Source organism: Symbiopectobacterium purcellii, from assembly GCF_052050035.1.
In the GTDB taxonomy this organism is placed as follows: Bacteria; Pseudomonadota; Gammaproteobacteria; order Enterobacterales; family Enterobacteriaceae; genus Symbiopectobacterium; species Symbiopectobacterium purcellii_A.
The window spans coordinates 644044-663026 of the sequence record NZ_CP189882.1; the positions used below are offsets into that span (position 1 = coordinate 644044).

Here is an 18983-nt window from a genome sequence, read left to right on the forward strand (position 1 = left end):
GATTACGCCTGGCCTTTCACTTCTTTCAGACCGTTGAATGCAGCGCGGCCAGCCAGTGCTTCTTCGATACGGATCAGTTGGTTGTACTTGGCAACACGGTCAGAACGGCTCATGGAACCGGTTTTGATCTGACCAGCAGCAGTACCTACCGCCAGATCGGCGATAGTAGCGTCTTCGGTTTCGCCAGAACGGTGAGAGATAACGGCAGTGTAGCCCGCATCTTTCGCCATCTTGATAGCAGCCAGGGTTTCGGACAGAGAGCCGATCTGGTTGAATTTGATCAGGATGGAGTTAGCGATGCCTTTCTCAATGCCTTCTTTCAGGATCTTGGTGTTGGTAACGAACAGGTCGTCGCCCACCAGCTGGATTTTGTCGCCCAGCACTTTGGTCTGGTAAGCAAAACCGTCCCAATCAGATTCATCCAGACCGTCTTCGATAGAAACGATCGGGTATTCTTTGGTCAGGCCTTCCAGATAGTGGGTGAACTCTTGAGAAGTGAAGGTTTTGCCTTCGCCTTTCAGTTCGTAGTTTCCAGTTTCTTTGTTGTAGAACTCAGAAGCCGCACAGTCCATCGCCAGCGTAACGTCTTTGCCCAGCACATAACCGGCATTTTTTACCGATTCAGCGATAACAGCCAATGCTTCTGCGTTGGAACCCAGGTTCGGCGCGTAGCCGCCTTCGTCGCCAACGGCAGTGTTCAGGCCTTTGCCTTTCAGCACTTTCGCCAGGTGATGGAACACTTCAGAACCGATACGGATCGCTTCTTTCACAGTTTTCGCGCCAACCGGCTGAATCATGAACTCTTGAATATCAACGTTGTTGTCAGCGTGTTCGCCACCGTTGATGATGTTCATCATCGGCAAAGGCATAGAGAATTTGCCCGGGGTGCCGTTCAGTTCAGCAATGTGTTCGTACAGCGGTTGGCCTTTGGATGCAGCTGCTGCTTTGGCGTTAGCCAGAGACACTGCCAGAATGGCGTTAGCACCAAAGTTGGATTTGTTGTCAGTACCGTCCAGGTCGATCATGATCTGGTCGATGGCAGCCTGATCTTTGGCATCTTTGCCCAGAATAGCCTGCGCCAGCGGGCCGTTCACCGCGCCAACAGCCTTGGTCACGCCTTTGCCCAGGAAGCGGGATTTGTCGCCATCACGCAGTTCCAGCGCTTCGCGAGAACCAGTAGATGCGCCTGACGGTGCAGCGGCCAGACCTACAAAGCCCCCTTCCAGGTGAACTTCTGCTTCAACGGTCGGGTTTCCGCGTGAGTCGATGATTTCACGGCCGATGACTTTAACGATTTTGGACATTAGATTTTCCTCAGTACAAGTTAAACTAAAACCTTAGACGAACAACGCGCGGTACTGGACCGCGCGTTGCTGAAAAACCCTTACTTCACCTGACGCTTTTGATAAGCGCCAGCGGCTTTAACGAAACCGGCAAACAGGGGATGCCCATCCCGCGGTGTCGATGTAAATTCCGGATGGAACTGACAGGCCACGAACCACGGATGCTCAGGGAGTTCAACAATCTCCACCAGCTTGCGGTCGGCGGAGAGACCAGCAACACGCAATCCCGCCGCTTCAATTTGTTTCAACAGCATGTTGTTCACTTCATAGCGGTGACGGTGACGTTCAAGAATGGTCGCTTCACCGTACATCCCGCGCACCAGGCTGCCTTCCGCCAGGTGGCACGGTTGCCCGCCCACGCGCATGGAGCCACCCAGATCGCTCTCTTCGCTACGCACTTCGAGGTTACCCTCTTCATCACGCCATTCGGTGATCAGCGCAACGACCGGGTACTTACAGTCTGGCACAAATTCCGTTGAGTTTGCCGCTTCCATGCCCACAACGTTACGGGCAAATTCCATCAATGCGACCTGCATTCCCAGGCAAATGCCCAGATAAGGGATGTTATTCTCACGGGCATAACGCGCCGCCATGATTTTACCCTCAACACCCCGGTAGCCGAACCCCCCTGGGATCAAGATAGCATCAAGATCTTTGAGAACTTCAACGCCGCGCGTTTCTACATCCTGCGAATCGATCAGCTTGATGTTGACGGTCAGGCGATTTTTCAACCCGCCGTGCTTCAGGGCTTCGATCACCGATTTGTAGGCATCTGGCAGTGCGACATATTTACCCACCATGCCGATGGTAACTTCGCCACCCGGATTGGCTTCCTGATAGACAACCTGTTCCCATTCGGACAGGTCTGCCTCGGCGCAATTCAAGCTGAATCGTTTACAAATATAATCGTCTAGTCCCTGCGATTTCAAGAGCGCCGGGATTTTATAAATCGAATCAATATCTTTTAAGGAGATTACTGCTTTTTCCGGCACATTACAGAATAAAGCAATCTTCGCACGCTCGTTGGCAGGTACGGTGCGGTCAGAACGGCAAATCAGCACGTCCGGCTGAATACCGATAGAAAGCAGCTCTTTTACCGAGTGCTGAGTCGGCTTGGTTTTCACTTCGCCCGCTGCCGCCAGGTATGGCACCAGCGTCAGGTGCATAAACAGGGTATGTTCACGGCCGACTTGCACCGCCATCTGCCGAATCGCTTCAAGGAACGGCAGAGATTCGATATCACCAACAGTGCCGCCGATTTCCACCAACACCACGTCATGGCCTTCGCCGCCTTCAATGATGCGTTCTTTGATGGCATTGGTGATGTGCGGAATCACCTGAATGGTCGCCCCCAGATAGTCGCCGCGACGCTCTTTGCGCAGCACATCGGAGTAGATACGGCCAGTGGTGAAGTTGTTGCGGCGCGTCATTTTGGTGCGAATAAAGCGCTCGTAGTGGCCTAAGTCGAGATCGGTTTCCGCGCCGTCTTCGGTGACAAACACTTCACCGTGCTGCGTCGGGCTCATCGTGCCCGGATCCACGTTGATGTACGGGTCCAGTTTCATGATGGTAACGTTGAGGCCACGGGCTTCGAGAATAGCCGCCAGAGAGGCTGCGGCAATGCCTTTACCCAGAGAGGATACGACCCCGCCGGTCACAAAAATATAATTAGTTGTCATGCTGAACCTGAGAGTTTAGGTTTATAACGATGGAGTACCAAGACGGGAAAGTAGTATACCTGAACCTGATGAAGGCTACAAATGTTGCTTTTCATCATTGTGGCGATCGTAAGGTCGCGACTAAACCGATGTATCACGCACAAACGACATGAAACATCGGATTAAAAATCATAAAGATAAATAACGAAACAGACAGAAAAGTGCAGCAGTATGATTAAAATCGCTTAACCGTTCTTTTCTTGACGTTTTACTTGTTCCCAGGCCGCATCCATTTCCTCAAGCGTCGCCTGTTCGACTGTTTTTCCCGAGGCGATAACAATCTGTTCTACCTGACGGAAACGGCGGCTGAATTTGCGGTTTGCTGCCTGAAGCGCGTTTTCGGCTTTCTGACCAAGGTGGCGCGAAAGATTGACCGTAGCGAACAATAAATCGCCCACTTCTTCGGCCAGCTTCTCTTCATCCACCACCGCCTGTCGCGCTTCGTGCATCACTTCATCAATCTCTTCATACACTTTATCAACGACAGGTCCCAGGCTGTTCCAGTCGAAACCTACCGACGCGCAGCGCTGCTGGATTTTGTGCGCTTTAATTAAGGCGGGCAAGGCATCAGGGATATCATCCAACGCCGAATAACGGGCTTTTTCAGCGCGCTCCTGGGCTTTGGTTTGCTCCCAGTTGGCAAGCACCGCGTCACTGTCGGTGAGCGTTGCATCGCCAAAGATATGCGGATGTCGCCGCTCAAGCTTGTCGCTTATCGCATCGCACACCGCAGAAAAATCAAACAATCCCTGCTCTTGCGCCATCTGGGCGTAAAACACCACCTGAAACAGCAGATCGCCCAATTCGCTGCGCAGATCGTCGAAATCCTGGCGTGCAATCACATCCAGCACTTCGTAGGTCTCTTCCAACGTGTAGGGCGCGATGGTGTCAAAGGTTTGCTTGCGATCCCACGGGCAACCGTTTTCCGGATCGCGCAGTGTGTTCATAATGGAAAGAAGACGTTCAATAGCCGCTGCTGTCATGCCTGATTCCTGCATGCCTGATTCCTAAAGTAGATGATAAAAAAGCGCCGCTCCCGGCGTTGGCCGGAAACGACGCCTTTTTCACGATTACGCCCCTTGCTGGCGACGTGCGTCAATGACATCCGGCAGTTGGTTAAGCTTCGCCAGCATCCGTCCTAATACCTGAAGGTTGTAGATCTCGATCTCCATGTCGATCACCGCGATCTGCTGCTTGGTATCACTGCGGCTGGACACGCCCAGCACGTTCACCTTTTCGTTCGCCAGAATGGTGGTGATATCGCGCAGCAACCCACTGCGATCGTTGGCGGTTACGCGCACCGTCAGCGAGTAGCCACTGGAATAGCTTTCGCCCCAGACAGCATCGACAATCCGTTCCGGCGCATGGCTGCGCAGATCGTCCAACTGCTCACAGTCGGCGCGATGGATAGAGATACCGCGTCCGCGCGTGATGAAACCGATAATCTCATCGCCCGGGATCGGCTGGCAGCACCGCGCGATATGATGCATCAGATTGCCAACCCCTTCTACCACAATGCGGCCGCTGTCTTTGCGGCTGTTCTGCGGCGGCGCTTTCTGCTGGGTGAGCTGACGCAGTGCTTCGCGATCCTGCTCTTCAGCACTAGGCTGATTGAGCTGGGCCTGAAGGAAGTTCACCATCTGGTTAAGGCGAATATCCCCGCCGCCAATACCGGCCAGCAGTTCATCAAGCGAGTTGATGTTATAGCGCGGCAGCAGCAGCTTCTCTGCGGCTTTGAGGCTGATCCCCAAATGTTCGAGCTCGTTATCCAGAATCTGACGCCCGGCCAGAATATTCTTGTCACGATCTTGCTTGCGGAACCAGTTATGGATCTTGGAGCGGCCACGGCTGGTGGTGATATAGCCCAGGTTCGGGTTCAGCCAATCACGACTCGGGTTCGGCTGCTTCTGGGTGATGATTTCAATCTGATCGCCCATCTGCAACTGGTAGGTAAAGGGCACAATGCGCCCGCCAATTTTGGCCCCGATGCAACGATGCCCGATATCACTGTGAATGTGGTAGGCAAAATCGAGCGGCGTGGAGCCGGTCGGCAGATCGACCACGTCGCCTTTTGGCGTAAACACATAGACGCGATCGTCGAAGACCTGGCTGCGCACTTCGTCCAGCATTTCGTCTGAATCGGCCATTTCCTCTTGCCAGGTGAGCAACTTACGCAGCCAGGCAATGCGCCCTTCGTAACCGGAACGCCTCCCTGCGACAGCACCTTCCTTGTATTTCCAGTGCGCTGCCACACCCAGTTCGGCATCTTCATGCATCTGTTTGGTGCGAATCTGGATTTCAAGGGTTTTGCCCCTCGGCCCCAACACCACCGTGTGGATGGACTGATAGCCGTTGGGTTTGGGGTTCGCCACGTAGTCGTCGAACTCGTCAGGCAGATGACGATAGTGGGTGTGAACGATACCGAGCGCCGCATAGCAATCCTGCAAGCGTTCAACCACGATGCGCACGGCGCGCACATCAAACAGCTCATCGAACGACAGGGATTTTTTCTGCATCTTGCGCCAGATGCTGTAGATATGCTTGGGCCGGCCATAGATATCGGCTTTAACGCCCTCGCCCGCCATCGCGGTGCGCAGCGTTTTGACAAAATCGTCAATGTACTGTTCACGGTCAATACGGCGCTCGTGCAACAGTTTGGCGATTTTTTTGTATTCATCCGGGTGCAGATACCGGAAGCAGAAATCTTCCTGCTCCCATTTGAGCTGGCCGATGCCGAGGCGGTTCGCCAACGGCGCGTAGATATTGGTACACTCTTTGGCCGCCAGCACGCGCTCTTCTTCCGGCGCGTCTTTCACTTCACGCAGGTGCGCAATGCGCTCTGCCAGTTTGATCACCACGCAGCGGAAATCTTCCACCATCGCCAACAGCATACGGCGAATATTGTCCACCTGCTCGGAGGCGACAGAATCGTGTTGCGTCGCCTTCAGTTGACGAATCGCATCCATATCGCGCACGCCGTGCACCAAATCGACGATATTCTTGCCAAAGGCTTCGCGCAGCGTGTCTTCATCCACCACACCGGAGTCTGCAAGCGGGAACAGCATCGCCGCGCGCATGCTGTCGTTATCCATGCTGAGGGTGGAGAGGATCTCCACCATTTCAATACCGCGCCATAACAGCAACATCGCATCGGGATGGCCCTGCGCATGCTGTTCACAATAGCGCCAGGTCTCGGCTAAGCGTTCACACGACTGCTGATTATTGATGCCCAACGATGCAATCCAGGCATCTGGCACAAACTCGCCGTCCGTATTCAAATGCGCACGTCTTACCGCAACCATAAATTCTCCCTACAATGCCGCTTTGCCAGAGCGTGCCGCCTTACCAGAACGCTGCAAAAACAGTGCCATCGATTCAAGGTGGCCGGTGTGAGGAAACATATCCAACATGGCGACCTGCGCCAACGTGTAACCTGCGGCCAATAGCACTTTACTGTCCCGCGCCAACGTAGTGGGGTTACACGAAACATAGACCACACGCAGTGGTGCAAGTTTAACAATTTGCGGCATCACTTCCGCCGCCCCGGCGCGTGCCGGGTCTAGCAGTATCTTATCAAATCCCTGGGCGCTCCAGGACTGTTGCGCAACATCCTCGTCGAGATTTTGGTGAGAAAATGTGACGTTAGACAAGCCGTTACGGCGCGCATTCTCTCGCCCCTTCTCCACCAACGCCGGCACACCCTCAACGCCGACCACCTCTGCCGCACGCGTTGCCAGCGGCAGCGTGAAATTGCCCATGCCGCAAAACAGATCGAGAATGCGATCTTGCGGCTGCACATCCAGCCACGCCAGCGCCTGTGCCACCATCTGCTGATTTACCGCGTCATTGACCTGAATAAAGTCGCGCGGGCTGAAGGCAAGCGTCATGTCGCTCACGCGATAAACCGGCGTATCGCCCGTCAGGGAGGTGACAACATCGGCATCCGGTGCCAGATAGATAGCTACCTGCTGCGCGACGGAAAACGCACGCAAAGCATCGGTGTCCGCAGCACTCAGGGCATCAAGATGGCGCAACACCAACAGCGGACCGTTATCCGCCAGCACCAGTTCCACATGACCAAGCCGTTTTTCCCCTTGCAACTGGCTTAGGCAGTGACGCAACGGCGCTAACAGGGCATCCAGTTCCGGCACCAACACCGGGCAGGTCGCGATATCTACCACATCATGCGATTGCCCCTGGCGGTATCCCATGCGTAAACCCGGCGCAGGTTGAGGCCCTGATTTAGCAAGGGCTGGGGCCTTCCCGCCCACCGAGGCAGGTTTGTCTCCCGTCAAAAAGTATAACGCAAGACGCGCACGCCGACGGTAACCATAGGCCGGTCCCGCAATTAGCCCGATATCCGTCAGCGTTTGTCCTGTTTCTCGCGTCATCAGCTTTTGCAGCGCGGCCGATTTACTGCGCTGTTGCAATGCAACATCGGCATGCTGCTGCTGGCAACCGCCGCACACGCCAAAGTGCGGACAGCGCGGTTCGACACGCTGCGCACTGCGCGTCAGCAGCCGTTTGAGTTCAGCACGCGCATACTGGCGTTTATCCTCGGTCAGTCGGGCTTCCGCCTGCTCCTCCGGCAGCACACCGGGCACGAAAACGGTTTTGCCTTGGTGACGCGCGACACCCTGTCCGAAGGGATCGAGATCGGTCACGCTCACGTTAATGGTTTGCCGGGTCGTCACACGCCGGTTTGGAGAGTAGAATTGCGCCATAGTTTGCTATTGTGCCTTTAAGCTGAACGTCTGGGCCTAATTCTCCCACATTGGAACCTCATGACCAAATGCAGTCTGCGTGCTCGCATGATGATACTGATTCTGGCTCCGACATTGATTATCGTATTGCTGCTCAGTACGTTCTTCGTTATTCACCGCAGCAATCAGTTGCAAGACCAGCTTGCCAGCGCGGGGGCCAGTATTATTGAGCCGCTTTGCGCCGTTTCCGCCTTTTCGATGGTATCGAACCAGCAGGAGATGATTCAGCCGCTGATCAATATGCTGCATCGGCGTCATTCCGACATTGTACGCGCCATTATCATCACTAACGCACAACATCAGGTCTTGTTCAGCACCGATTCGCGCCATATCACCCAACTGATTGATGCGGTAAAACAGCAGCAGATGCCGTCAGGGCTTCATTCTCACCAGGGCTTTGTTGAATAATTTAACCGTTTGATTTACATCTTCTTTAGTTAGAATGCATTTACAGAGAATGTATTTTGTTAGAACGACAAATCAAATAGTTAGCACAATAAAAAGCATTCCGAGAGGAAAAATTAGTCGTTGAAATTTTATAATGCTTATATAAATCAGTATCTTAAATTATTCAACAAAGCCGTCTGAAGACTGAATGGGTGCCAACGACTGGCTACCAAAGCTTTAGTACTGCTCAATCATCCATTATTCGCTACATAACCCATTATTATAGCGATGTCAGACCTCACTGGTATAACGGTGGGTTAACACCAAATGAATCAGAACGGCTGTTCCATCAACAGTCAGGTAGGGTGGCCAAATTTAGTTGACCACTACACGTGAGATACCGGTTCATTCTCGACAATAAGCGTGTTGCTTAATAGTGAAATAAGGGTGTTTCGGTGATTGAAGTAAATTTTACGCTGTTCTGAGATGGAAATTCCAAAGACCGGCGCTAAGGAGTAAGAAGGTATCATCAATAAAGGGTCTACGATTCCGTAAAATTTGGGTCATGCAACCGAGGCGCTTGATACCCGCGATGGCGTGTTCAACTGTAATACGGATGCCCGAGATTATTTTATTTTCTTGTTTTTGTTCAGGCGATAAAGGTCTTTTTCGAGTTCCTTTTTTTGGGATTTGTGTATTAGGATGCTGTTTATCTATACCTTGAAAACCGGTATCTGCCCAGATGGTTACCTCAGGAGGAATATGGCGAATTATATCGACTTTATCGAGTAAGCGTTTATCGTGACGGCGACCATTTTTGCTCATGGGGATAAATCCAATTTGCCTTGTTTCGTCAGTCATAATAAGCCCTTTTCGAGTGGTCTGTCTTTTCTTTCCCGAATACATTTTTTTTCGCCGACGCAGATTCTTAGGCTTTTGGACAGGTCGCTCTGTCCCATCAATAAAGACGTCTTTAACTCCAGGAAAGGCGCGAAAAAATTCCTCAGCAGAGCGAATTTGACGAGCGGGCAAAACACATTCTCGCCCCAAGGTCATCTCTAAAACCGGCAATAATATTTTTACCCAGCGACATACCCGTGTTCTATCTAAACCAAAAAGAAGTCCTTGCAAATCATAGGTCGGATAACATTTTAAATACAATAAAATAAAAAGCAGTTTATCTAATGGGGTTGGGATAAATCCTTTCTGCCCTGCACCCATCTGCCGCTCGTGATCTTTTCGATTCTTTTTCCGATAAATCAAATAACAAGCTGAAAATTCAGCGGCTAAATTTTTCAATTCTTCGACTCATAATCCAATGATTGCTTTACATAAACGATTATCTCGTAACAACCGCTCTTTGTTGATCATTTCAAACCTTTATTCTCTAAGTTAAACCTCTTTTTATTCTCAATAGCCTGACAAAAAATGCAAGTCTCTATTCAGCAACTAGTTTAATGCCACTGACTTCAGCGTTCATACACTCTGTCGGGTCATGCGTGTGACGGCCTCTGCCTGGTATGCATGGCGAAAAAAGCCCGCCGAACCGCTGCAAAAAGACGTGGAGGTCCGGGTCAGGTTAAAGGCGCTGTTCGCCGCCAGCAGGCAGGGAGCAGGAAGCCGGACGCTGGTCAAAAGGCTTCGTGGAGAAGGCATCATAATCAGCCGCTGGCGGGTGAGGAAACTCATGCAGGAAGAGGGGCTGGTCTGCCGACAGCGCCGGACTTATAAGGTCACGACAAAACCCCGCCCGGGTGCAGAGGTGGCCCCAAACCTGCTGAACCAGAATTTTAACCCGCCGGGGCCAAATCAGGTGTGGGCGAGTGACATCACGTATCTGAAGACCGGTGAAGGCTGGCTGTATCTGGCGGCTATTATGGATTTGTACTCCCGGCAGATAGTGGGCTGGCAGGTGGACCGACGGATGACCTCATCGCTGGTCTGCGGGGCCCTGATGAAGGCATATATAGCTAAACGACTTAATTTTGATTACATTATTTAAATGAGCTATTCAATTGATTTTAGACGTAAAGTGATATCTACACGGAAAAACGAAGGGTTGAGTATCCGAGAAACAGCGAAGCAATTTCGGATTGGCCCTGCCTCTGTATCGCGTTGGATTAATCAAATAGAGTCAAAAGCATCGACCACGCGTCAGCGAAAGATCGATAAATCCGAGTTGATAAAAGATGTTGAACAATATCCAGATGCTTACCAAAAAGAACGTGCAGAGCGTTTTGGCGTTTGTCAGAAGGCCATTTGGCAAGCGCTTAAAAAGCTGGGATTGACCTATAAAAAAAACTCTACGTCATCCGAAAGCCGACGAAAACGCCCGGCAGGGATTTCAACAAAAAAAACAACAGTATGAAAAAGAAGGTAAACCTATTGTTTTTATTGATGAAAGTGGTTTTTCACACGATGCCCCACGGACTCACGGCTATTCCCCAAAAGGTCAACGGTGTTTTGGCCTGAAGAACTGGGGAGCTAGGGGAAGAACAAATGTTATCGGCGCTTTATTAGGCACAACGCTGTTTGCTATCGGATTATTTGATATCAATATTAACAGCGATGTTTTCTATGCCTGGGTCACACAAGTCCTTATCCCAGTACTCCCTAAAAACAGTGTAATCATGATGGACAATGCCACTTTTCACAAAAAACATAATATTCAACAAGTCATCATCGATGCAGGGTATATGGTGGAGTATTTGCCTACATATTCGCCAGATCTTAACCCAATTGAGCATAAATGGGCACAAGCAAAAAGCAAAAAAAGAGAGATGTGTTGCGATACAGAGAGTTTGTTCTCAGTCCATATGGTGTAATCAAAATTAAGTCGCTTGGCTATAACCTGCGAACTCCCCCGCCGGGCCTGGTGGTGCATACGGACAGGGGGGCGCAGTACACGGGACAACGCTTTCAGGCGCTGCTGAGCAGCTACAGGCTGAGAAGCAGTATGGGAGACGTGGGTGCCTGCTGGGATAATGCGGTGATGGAGCGCTTCTGGGGCAGTCTGAAACATGAATGGTTGCTGCTGGTACCCCAGCCAACACGGGCTTACATGGAGCAGGATGTGGCGACGTATATCCGCTACTACAACCTAGACAGGCATCATGCCGCTAACGGGGATCTGTCTCCGGTGCGTTATGAACAAATGGCTGAGAAAAAAGTGTCCTGATTTACTTGACCAGTGCACTGTCTTACCAGCCGTATTTATCCGCCAACAGAAGGACGCGGCATCGCGCTTTATGCCGAGAATGGGGAGGCATACTGCCAGACCTTTACCCACTGGCAGATGGCATCCATCTATCCTGAGCCTTAACCACAGCGCGTTAACGGGGTACGTCAGACAGTCCCGGCTAGCGGCGCCTCAGGCAATGGCTCAGCGGCAAACTGTCGGGTAAAGAAGCGGCTGCCCGCCGTCAGTGCCAACGGGGTGATACGGTGCGCCACATCACGTTCAGTCAGGTAGGTGACGTTATGATGTTGATTATCCGCTTTGAGTGCTGCATACAAGCGTGCACTATCGGCGGCGGGCACCACGTCATCAGCATCACCATGCCACAGTAATAGTGGGCGATTTGCTAACGCAGACAGCCGGTCGGTAACATCATAGTTGACCAGCGTTTGCGCCAACTGGCGCAGCAGATCGTCAGATCCCGGACTGCCTACGGGAACCGGAGGGAAAAGCGAGCGCGATAGCGCTGAAAAATACCCGGACCCCATAAACGCCGCGACGGCTGAGATCCACGGGTAGCGCGCCATGCTGGCCAACGCGGTCATGCCTCCGAGCGACGCCCCCGCAACGCCAATTTTCTCATCCGCAATCCACCCGAGCTGACGCGTGGCATCCACCAGACCCGGCAATTCCTGCACGTTAAATTGCAGAATATCCCAGAAATGGCGTAATCGGCGGGCCTCATCACCGTCATAACGCGCACCGTGCATCGCGGCATCAGGCAAAATAACACGAAACCCCACTTGTGCTAACGCATAGCCAAAATAGGCGTATACTTCCTTGGACGAGGTATAGCCATGAAAAAAGAATATCGTCGGTAACGGAAACGCCTGCTTACCGCTCGGCGTTGCATGCAGGACATCAATCCCGTTGAGGGTATCTGGCGAAATTTCTACCATGTGGGTTCTCTCTCTTTTTTCTTTCCGCACATCGTTAAGCATAAACTCGGGTTACCTAACACCCTATCACCAAAAATAAATTTTTTTAAATACAAATTCGCAATGATTTATAACAAAGGCTGCAATGTAAAGTTACACAAATCAGATGAATTATTTACTTACTCTGCCGTTACTGGCGTTAACTGCTGGCGCTTGGCTGTACGGCGGTTGACAACATCATGGGTCATTTTCCAGCACGGATTGCACTAATAAAAGAGCCCCATTCCCAGTCGAAACGCAACAAAACGGTAGGGCATTATGCCGCCTGTAAGTGCGTTAAAAATACCTCATTTGGAGAACGATAACCCAGCGATTTTCTGCCTCGCGTATTGAGCAGGTGTTCGAGTGCTGCAACCTTGCGATGGGTGACATAATTGAAGTCCGTTCCCTTCGGGTAAAAACGCCGTATCAGCCCGTTGGTATGCTCATTCAACCCGCGTTCCCAGGAATGATATGGCCGGGCAAAGTAGACCGGTGCCCCCGTGACTTTTGTAATTTCCCCGTGCTGGGAAAATTCAGAACCGTTGTCAGCAGTCAGGGTTTTAAACTCGCAGAAGGTATTGGCAACGATGTCCCTGAAGGCCGCTACCACTGTCTCTGCTCGCTTGTTGGGCAGTTTGCGAATGATGACCAGCTTGACGGCTTTATCGACCACCGTCAGCAGGAATGATTTCTGATCTTTGCCAAAGATGGTGTCAATCTCGAAATGACCGGGTTCCTGCTTGAGGTCAGCAACGGCCGGCCGCTGCTCAATGCCAACACGGTTGGGAATAGGACCGCGTTTGTTCTCATCGGTCTGATAGTTATACCGTTTACCCCGATGAGGGAGCTGCTGATACAGCTCACCGCCGGCCCGGCGCTCCTGCTGGATATAGCGATAGAGCGAGTTCTTGCTGACGGACAGGCCAAATTCCAGGACCAGGCGCCCACTAATGACCTCAGGTGAGGTGTGGGTAGACAGCGCCGTTCTGATAAAGTCCTGAATGTGCGGTTCAAGCTGGTTAATCACGCTGTCCGGCCGAGTTTTCTGCCGCCGCCCTCTGGCCAACGTTTCGGCCCTTCTGCAGGAATAGACCCCGTTGAAAGCGGCGTCGGTATTGCGTCTGAGTTCCCTGCTGATGGTAGAACGAGGAAGCTCCAGTTCCCGGGCGATGGTGGCCTGGTTAACCCCATCACCACGCCGTTTTTCGATGTAGAACCGCTCTTTGTGAGTCAGATGTTTTCCCTGCATGCAACGGGATCTCCAGTAGGGCCAGAACGGTGATTTTATCCGGGTCTGGCCAGTGGGTCACTTTGTTGCATTTCGACTGGGAATGGGGCGACGGCATCGACTTGACCCTGTGCCATCAGGGTGGCGGCCATCGAATCACAAATCAAACGATAGGGAATGTTTAATTCCCCCAACTCCCAGGCCCCCCCTTGTAATAAGGGGCGCGTTTCATCCACCCAGACCCGCTCCACATGCCCTTGGCGGTGCGCATGGTGAATCACCCCGATAGCGGTGCCGACGCCCGCGGTGGCTAATCCTCCGGTATTGCAGTGGGTCAGCAGGCGGCTGCCGGGTTTGACCAATGTCGCTCCATGCTGAGCAATCTGTTCACACAGGGCACGACCCTCCTCGATCAGAAGTAATGCTTCCTGCACCAGAGCGGGAACATGTTGAGGCTGCGCCAGTGTCCGTTTCATACGATCCAGATTGTTCATCAGATTCACGGCGGTTGGGCGCGCGGCACGCATTGTTTCCAATGCTTGCTCGAGAGCGGTTACTGGCATGCCATTTTCTGCCAGCAGCGCTATAGCCAAACGACATTATTTTGATAACAGCCAGCTATGATTCTTTGCCGCATATCAGGGCATAGGATGTAATCATTTTTAAGTCGGTTGGCTATACCATCGGTCTGGCGCTGTTGATTGTTGGGATCGGTAGCCTACAAATGATGCTGGACCGAGGTAAAGAGCTGGACTGGTTCAGTTCCAACGAGATTATCATCTTTACCGTGGTGGCGGTGGTCGCCATTGCCTTCCTGATTGTCTGGGAGCTGACCGACGACCATCCGGTGGTGGATTTATCGCTGTTTAAATCACGCAACTTCACCATTGGCTGCTTATGTATAGCCAACCGACTTAAAAATGATTACATCCTATGCCCTGATATGCGGCAAAGAAGCATAGCTGGCTGTTATCAAAATAATGTCGCTTGGCTATATCAGTCTGGCCTACATGTTCTATTTCGGCTCCATCGTGCTGTTACCGCAGCTCTTGCAAACAGTCTATGGCTACACCGCAACCTGGGCAGGGTTTGCCTCAGCGCCAGTCGGTTTGATGCCCGTGCTGCTCTCCCCGATCATTGGGCGCTTTGCACCACGTTTGGATATGCGCAAGCTGGTGACATTAAGCTTCATCATGTATGCTGTGTGCTTTTATTGGCGTGCGTATACTTTTGAACCGGGGATGGGTTTCGGCGCGTCGGCCTGGCCGCAATTTGTGCAAGGGTTCGCCGTCGCCTGCTTCTTTATGCCGCTCACGACCATTACCCTCTCCGGGTTACCCCCAGAGCGACTGGCGGCGGCATCGAGTCTTTCGAACTTTGCGCGTACGCTGGCTGGCTCCATCGGTACCTCGATCACTACGACACTGTGGACACAGCGCGAATCACTGCACCACGCGCATCTCACCGAATCGGTGACGCCTTATAACCCCATAGCGCAGGGAGCCTATCAGCAGTTGATGGAGATGGGGATGAGTGAGAAGCAGGCTTCCGCCTATATCGCCCAACAGATCACCAATCAAGGGTTGATCATTTCAGCCAATGAGATCTTTTGGGCAGCGGCGGCAGTCTTTCTGGTGCTGATGATATTGGTATGGTTTGCGCGTCCACCGTTTACTACCGGGGGCGGGGGCGGCGCTCACTCATACCATAAGTATCCGCTTTACGCCAAAAGCGCAGGGTCGAGGGGGGTGAGCGATTACCCCCCTCGTCGATCGCGTGCTAGGCTGTGTCCCTTAATTGCTTGAGCTATAGTATCCATCTGTTTCTAAGACACTTTGGATTATGGCTCGCTACGATCTTTCTGATGAAGCATGGGCAATCATTGAGCCCTTGTTACCAACCGTTTTGACATCTCCGCAGGCAGGCCGGCCATGGGCAGAACATCGCAAAATCGTCAACGGCATGTTCTGGATACTGTGTTCAGGTGCCCCATGGCGTGATTTACCTGAACGTTACGGCCCATGGAAAACCGTTTATAACCGTTTCAATAGATGGTCAAAGTCTGGAGTTATTAACATTATTTTTAATAAGTTACTTTCATTTCTTGATGCTCATGGACTTGTTGACTGGTCAGCCACTGCGCTGGATGGCAGCAATATCCGTGCGCTCAAATGTGCGGCTGGCGCTCAAAAAAACATCCCTATATTACCAACGATAACAGCCTGGGTCGCTCACGAGGTGGTTATGGCACCAAAATCCACATGGCGACTGACGGAAGCGGCATCCCGCTAAATATCGTACTGGGTGCTGGGCACGCTCACGAAAGCCTGTTCGCGTTACGACTCCTGGACGGCATTGGCGTGCAACGGCAGAACGGTAGCATGAAGCGTCGTGGTCATGCGGTACTGGCTGACAAAGCCTACTCTGGCAATGCACTCCGTAACGAGTTGAAAAGAAAAGGGATAAGAGCGGTTATTCCCCGAAAATCAAATGAAAAACTGGCTTCAGAGAGAGTAAACTAGTTGCTGAATAGAGACTTGCATTTTTTGTCAGGCTATTGAGAATAAAAAGAGGTTTAACTTAGAGAATAAAGGTTTGAAATGATCAACAAAGAGCGGTTGTTACGAGATAATCGTTTATGTAAAGCAATCATTGGATTATCAGTCGAAGAATTGAAAAATTTAGCCGCTGAATTTTCAGCTTGTTATTTGATTTATCGGAAAAAGAATCGAAAAGATCACGAGCGGCAGATGGGTGCAGGGCAGAAAGGATTTATCCCAACCCCATTAGATAAACTGCTTTTTATTTTATTGTATTTAAAATGTTATCCGACCTATGATTTGCAAGGACTTCTTTTTGGTTTAGATAGAACACGGGTATGTCGCTGGGTAAAAATATTATTGCCGGTTTTAGAGATGACCTTGGGGCGAGAATGTGTTTTGCCCGCTCGTCAAATTCGCTCTGCTGAGGAATTTTTTCGCGCCTTTCCTGGAGTTAAAGACGTCTTTATTGATGGGACAGAGCGACCTGTCCAAAAGCCTAAGAATCTGCGTCGGCGAAAAAAAATGTATTCGGGAAAGAAAAGACAGACCACTCGAAAAGGGCTTATTATGACTGACGAAACAAGGCAAATTGGATTTATCCCCATGAGCAAAAATGGGCGCCGTCACGATAAACGCTTACTCGATAAAGTCGATATAATTCGCCATATTCCTCCTGAGGTAACCATCTGGGCAGATACCGGTTTTCAAGGTATAGATAAACAGCATCCTAATACACAAATCCCAAAAAAAGGAACTCGAAAAAGACCTTTATCGCCTGAACAAAAACAAGAAAATAAAATAATCTCGGGCATCCGTATTACAGTTGAACACGCCATCGCGGGTATCAAGCGCCTCGGTTGCATGACCCAAATTTTACGGAATCGTAGACCCTTTATTGATGATACCTTCTTACTCCTTAGCGCCGGTCTTTGGAATTTCCATCTCAGAACAGCATAAAATTTACTTCAATCACCGAAACACCCTTATTTCACTATTAAGCAACACGCTTAGTATGCCACTACAGGGGCTGGCCTTCTCTATAGCGGCGAGCTGTAACTTCCCCATCATCATCATCTCAATGTACTGGTCTAAGCTGACCACGCGTGGGGCAATGTTGGGCGGTTGGGCTGGTTTGCGGACGGCCATCGTGCTGATGATCCTCGGCCCCACCATTTGGGTGAAAATTCTTGGTCACGCCACACCTATTTATCCTTATGAATACCCGGCGTTGTTCTCGATGCTGGTGGCGTTTATCGGGATCTGGTTCTTCTCGATTACCGATAATTCTGAGGAAGGCAAGCAGGAACGCGATCGCTTCTATGCCCAGTTTGTTCGCTCACAAACTGGCGTAGGCGCATCACGCAGTGTGTCTCATTAAGTGATTCGGTTGCCTCCGAAACGGAGGCAACCCAACCGACCGTTTAGATAACCATACTCAGCAGCAAGCACCCAATCAGGCCACACACCGCAATAATGGTTTCCAACGCCGACCACGACTTCATGGTTTCACCAATGGTCAGGTTGAAATACTCTTTGAACAGCCAGAACCCCGGATCGTTTACGTGGGAGAAAATCACGCTACCGGAACCGACGGCAAGCACCATCAGCTCAGGGCTCACCCCGGTAATGGTGAGCAACGGCGCAACAATACCGCCTGCCGTCATGGCCGCAACGGTCGCTGACCCCAGCGCCAGACGCAGCGCAGCGGCAATCGCCCATCCCATCAGTAACGGAGACAGCGTACTGCCCGCCATCAGCGTTTCGATGTACTTCGCAACGCCACCGTCCACCAGGATTTGTTTGAACGCACCGCCGCCACCGATCACCATCAGCATCATCGCGATAATCTTGATGGAATCGTTGATGTTATCCATCACCTGATCCATGCTGCGACTGCGATTAAGCCCGAAGGTAAAGATCGCTACGACCACGGAAATCAGCGTTGCCATCACCGGATCGCCCAGGAACTCAGCATAACCCAGCACCGGATGGCCTTTTTGCAGCGTCATTTCTGCTACTGCGCGGCCAGTCATCAGGATAACCGGAATCAGGGTAGTGAATACGCTGATACCAAAGCCCGGCATCTCATGATCGGCAAACACTTTCGGGTTATGCAATCCAGCAGGAGTTGGTTTATCGATGCTTTTCAGGAAACGCGCATAGACCGGTCCCGACAAAATCACGGTTGGAATCGCAATCAACGTACCGTACAGCAGGGTCTTGCCCATATTGGCTTTGAACAGAATAGCGATAGCCGTCGGGCCCGGATGCGGAGGCAACAGTGCATGGGTTACAGACAATGCTGCGGCCATCGGCACGCCGATGAACAGTAAAGGGATGCGCGCAGCGGCAGCGATGGTGAACACCAACGGCAGTAACAACACAAAGCCCACTTCATAAAACAGCGCAAAACCAACGGTGAAACCGGTTAATACCACCGCCCACTGAATGCGTCCCTTACCGAATTTATCGATAAGCGTTGTCGCAATGCGCTGCGCACCGCCGCAGTCCGCCAGCAGTTTACCCAACATGGCACCAAAGCCCATGATCAGGGCCAGACTTCCCAGCGTGCCACCTACCCCATTTTTGATGGAGGTGATAACGCCATTGACGTTAAACCCACCCTGGGAGGTGTAGCCCAATGCCAAACCCACGGCCAGCGACACCAGAATCAATGAAATGAACCCGTTCAATTTGCAACGGATCATCAATAGCAGCAGCAGGGCAACCCCGATTGCTACAATGATTAATGGCATAATAATTCTCCGATATAGGAATCGTACAGATGCTGTCAACGAATACAGTCAGATCTATAAATGCTACTTTTACATCAAGATAGCGTT

Annotated in this window: 13 protein-coding genes and 7 pseudogenes; 10 read left to right on the forward strand and 10 right to left on the reverse strand. The window is 51.5% G+C overall.

What is annotated here, in order from left to right:
• Nucleotides 1-2 precede the first annotated feature (2 nt).
• The 5 genes from eno to rlmD form a co-directional block, all read right to left on the reverse strand.
• The gene (gene eno, locus ACQGXV_RS05490) at nucleotides 3-1304 is read right to left on the reverse strand and encodes a phosphopyruvate hydratase (RefSeq protein ID WP_440865563.1); all 1302 of its coding nucleotides are present in this window, start codon (nucleotides 1302-1304) and stop codon (nucleotides 3-5) included.
• 80 nt (nucleotides 1305-1384) lie between these two features.
• On the reverse strand, nucleotides 1385-3022 hold the full coding sequence (gene pyrG / locus ACQGXV_RS05495) for a glutamine hydrolyzing CTP synthase (RefSeq protein WP_440865564.1): 1638 nt from the start codon (nucleotides 3020-3022) through the stop codon (nucleotides 1385-1387).
• A gap of 224 nt (nucleotides 3023-3246) precedes the next feature.
• Nucleotides 3247-4044, reverse strand: a complete 798-nt coding sequence (gene mazG, locus ACQGXV_RS05500; protein WP_440867270.1) for a nucleoside triphosphate pyrophosphohydrolase — start codon at nucleotides 4042-4044, stop codon at nucleotides 3247-3249.
• Between the two features lie 87 nt (nucleotides 4045-4131).
• Nucleotides 4132-6363 carry a GTP diphosphokinase gene (gene relA / locus ACQGXV_RS05505; RefSeq protein WP_440865566.1) on the reverse strand — a complete coding sequence of 744 codons (2232 nt, stop codon included), beginning with the start codon at nucleotides 6361-6363 and terminating at the stop codon, nucleotides 4132-4134.
• A 9-nt stretch (nucleotides 6364-6372) separates the two neighbouring features.
• Nucleotides 6373-7785 (reverse strand): 23S rRNA (uracil(1939)-C(5))-methyltransferase RlmD, encoded by a 1413-nt coding sequence (gene rlmD / locus ACQGXV_RS05510; RefSeq protein ID WP_440865568.1) that lies wholly within the window; start codon nucleotides 7783-7785, stop codon nucleotides 6373-6375.
• 87 nt (nucleotides 7786-7872) lie between these two features.
• Between rlmD and ACQGXV_RS05515 the strand changes: the two genes are divergently transcribed.
• Both ACQGXV_RS05515 and ACQGXV_RS05520 read left to right on the forward strand, forming a co-directional pair.
• Nucleotides 7873-8232, forward strand: coding sequence for a hypothetical protein (locus ACQGXV_RS05515; protein WP_440865569.1), 360 nt, complete (start codon nucleotides 7873-7875; stop codon nucleotides 8230-8232).
• Between the two features lie 176 nt (nucleotides 8233-8408).
• Nucleotides 8409-8594, forward strand: a pseudogene (locus ACQGXV_RS05520) (IS3 family transposase); the annotation flags it as partial.
• 88 nt (nucleotides 8595-8682) lie between these two features.
• Here the strand turns inward: ACQGXV_RS05520 and ACQGXV_RS05525 are convergent.
• Nucleotides 8683-9510: a transposase family protein gene (locus ACQGXV_RS05525; RefSeq protein WP_440863815.1), complete on the reverse strand. Its 828-nt coding sequence runs from the start codon at nucleotides 9508-9510 to the stop codon at nucleotides 8683-8685.
• A 178-nt stretch (nucleotides 9511-9688) separates the two neighbouring features.
• On the opposite strand from ACQGXV_RS05525, the pseudogene ACQGXV_RS05530 reads away from it, so the two are divergent.
• From ACQGXV_RS05530 to ACQGXV_RS05545, 4 genes and pseudogenes are all read left to right on the forward strand, one after another.
• A pseudogene (locus ACQGXV_RS05530) lies at nucleotides 9689-10213 on the forward strand (IS3 family transposase); the annotation flags it as partial.
• Nucleotides 10214-10579 (forward strand): IS630 transposase-related protein, encoded by a 366-nt coding sequence (locus ACQGXV_RS05535; protein ID WP_440862584.1) that lies wholly within the window; start codon nucleotides 10214-10216, stop codon nucleotides 10577-10579.
• Nucleotides 10503-11036, forward strand: a complete 534-nt coding sequence (locus tag ACQGXV_RS05540; RefSeq protein WP_440867271.1) for an IS630 family transposase — start codon at nucleotides 10503-10505, stop codon at nucleotides 11034-11036. The genes ACQGXV_RS05535 and ACQGXV_RS05540 overlap by 77 nt, the downstream gene beginning before the upstream one ends.
• A 20-nt stretch (nucleotides 11037-11056) precedes the next feature.
• Nucleotides 11057-11389: pseudogene (locus tag ACQGXV_RS05545) on the forward strand (integrase core domain-containing protein); the annotation flags it as partial.
• Between the two features lie 167 nt (nucleotides 11390-11556).
• On the opposite strand, the gene yjfP reads toward ACQGXV_RS05545, so the two are convergent.
• The 3 genes and pseudogenes from yjfP to ACQGXV_RS05560 form a co-directional block, all read right to left on the reverse strand.
• Nucleotides 11557-12348 (reverse strand): esterase, encoded by a 792-nt coding sequence (yjfP, locus tag ACQGXV_RS05550; RefSeq protein ID WP_440867272.1) that lies wholly within the window; start codon nucleotides 12346-12348, stop codon nucleotides 11557-11559.
• Nucleotides 12349-12643: 295 nt separating this feature from the next.
• Complete coding sequence (locus tag ACQGXV_RS05555) at nucleotides 12644-13618, reverse strand: IS30 family transposase (RefSeq protein WP_440862690.1); 975 nt, start codon at nucleotides 13616-13618, stop codon at nucleotides 12644-12646.
• Between the two features lie 89 nt (nucleotides 13619-13707).
• Nucleotides 13708-14190 (reverse strand): annotated as a pseudogene (locus ACQGXV_RS05560) (S-methyl-5-thioribose-1-phosphate isomerase); the annotation flags it as partial.
• Nucleotides 14191-14279: 89 nt separating this feature from the next.
• On the opposite strand from ACQGXV_RS05560, the pseudogene ACQGXV_RS05565 reads away from it, so the two are divergent.
• The 4 genes and pseudogenes from ACQGXV_RS05565 to ACQGXV_RS05580 all read left to right on the forward strand — a co-directional run.
• Nucleotides 14280-15297 (forward strand): annotated as a pseudogene (locus ACQGXV_RS05565) (DHA2 family efflux MFS transporter permease subunit); the annotation flags it as partial.
• 142 nt (nucleotides 15298-15439) lie between these two features.
• Nucleotides 15440-16107: pseudogene (locus tag ACQGXV_RS05570) on the forward strand (IS5 family transposase); the annotation flags it as partial.
• Between the two features lie 90 nt (nucleotides 16108-16197).
• Entirely contained in the window at nucleotides 16198-17097 is a 900-nt protein-coding gene (locus ACQGXV_RS05575; RefSeq protein ID WP_440862939.1) for a transposase family protein, read from the forward strand.
• Nucleotides 17098-17164: 67 nt separating this feature from the next.
• Nucleotides 17165-17518 (forward strand): annotated as a pseudogene (locus tag ACQGXV_RS05580) (sodium:solute symporter family transporter); the annotation flags it as partial.
• A 43-nt stretch (nucleotides 17519-17561) separates the two neighbouring features.
• On the opposite strand, the gene gntT reads toward ACQGXV_RS05580, so the two are convergent.
• Nucleotides 17562-18896, reverse strand: coding sequence for a gluconate transporter (gntT, locus tag ACQGXV_RS05585; protein WP_440865571.1), 1335 nt, complete (start codon nucleotides 18894-18896; stop codon nucleotides 17562-17564).
• Between the last annotated feature and the right edge of the window lie 87 nt (nucleotides 18897-18983).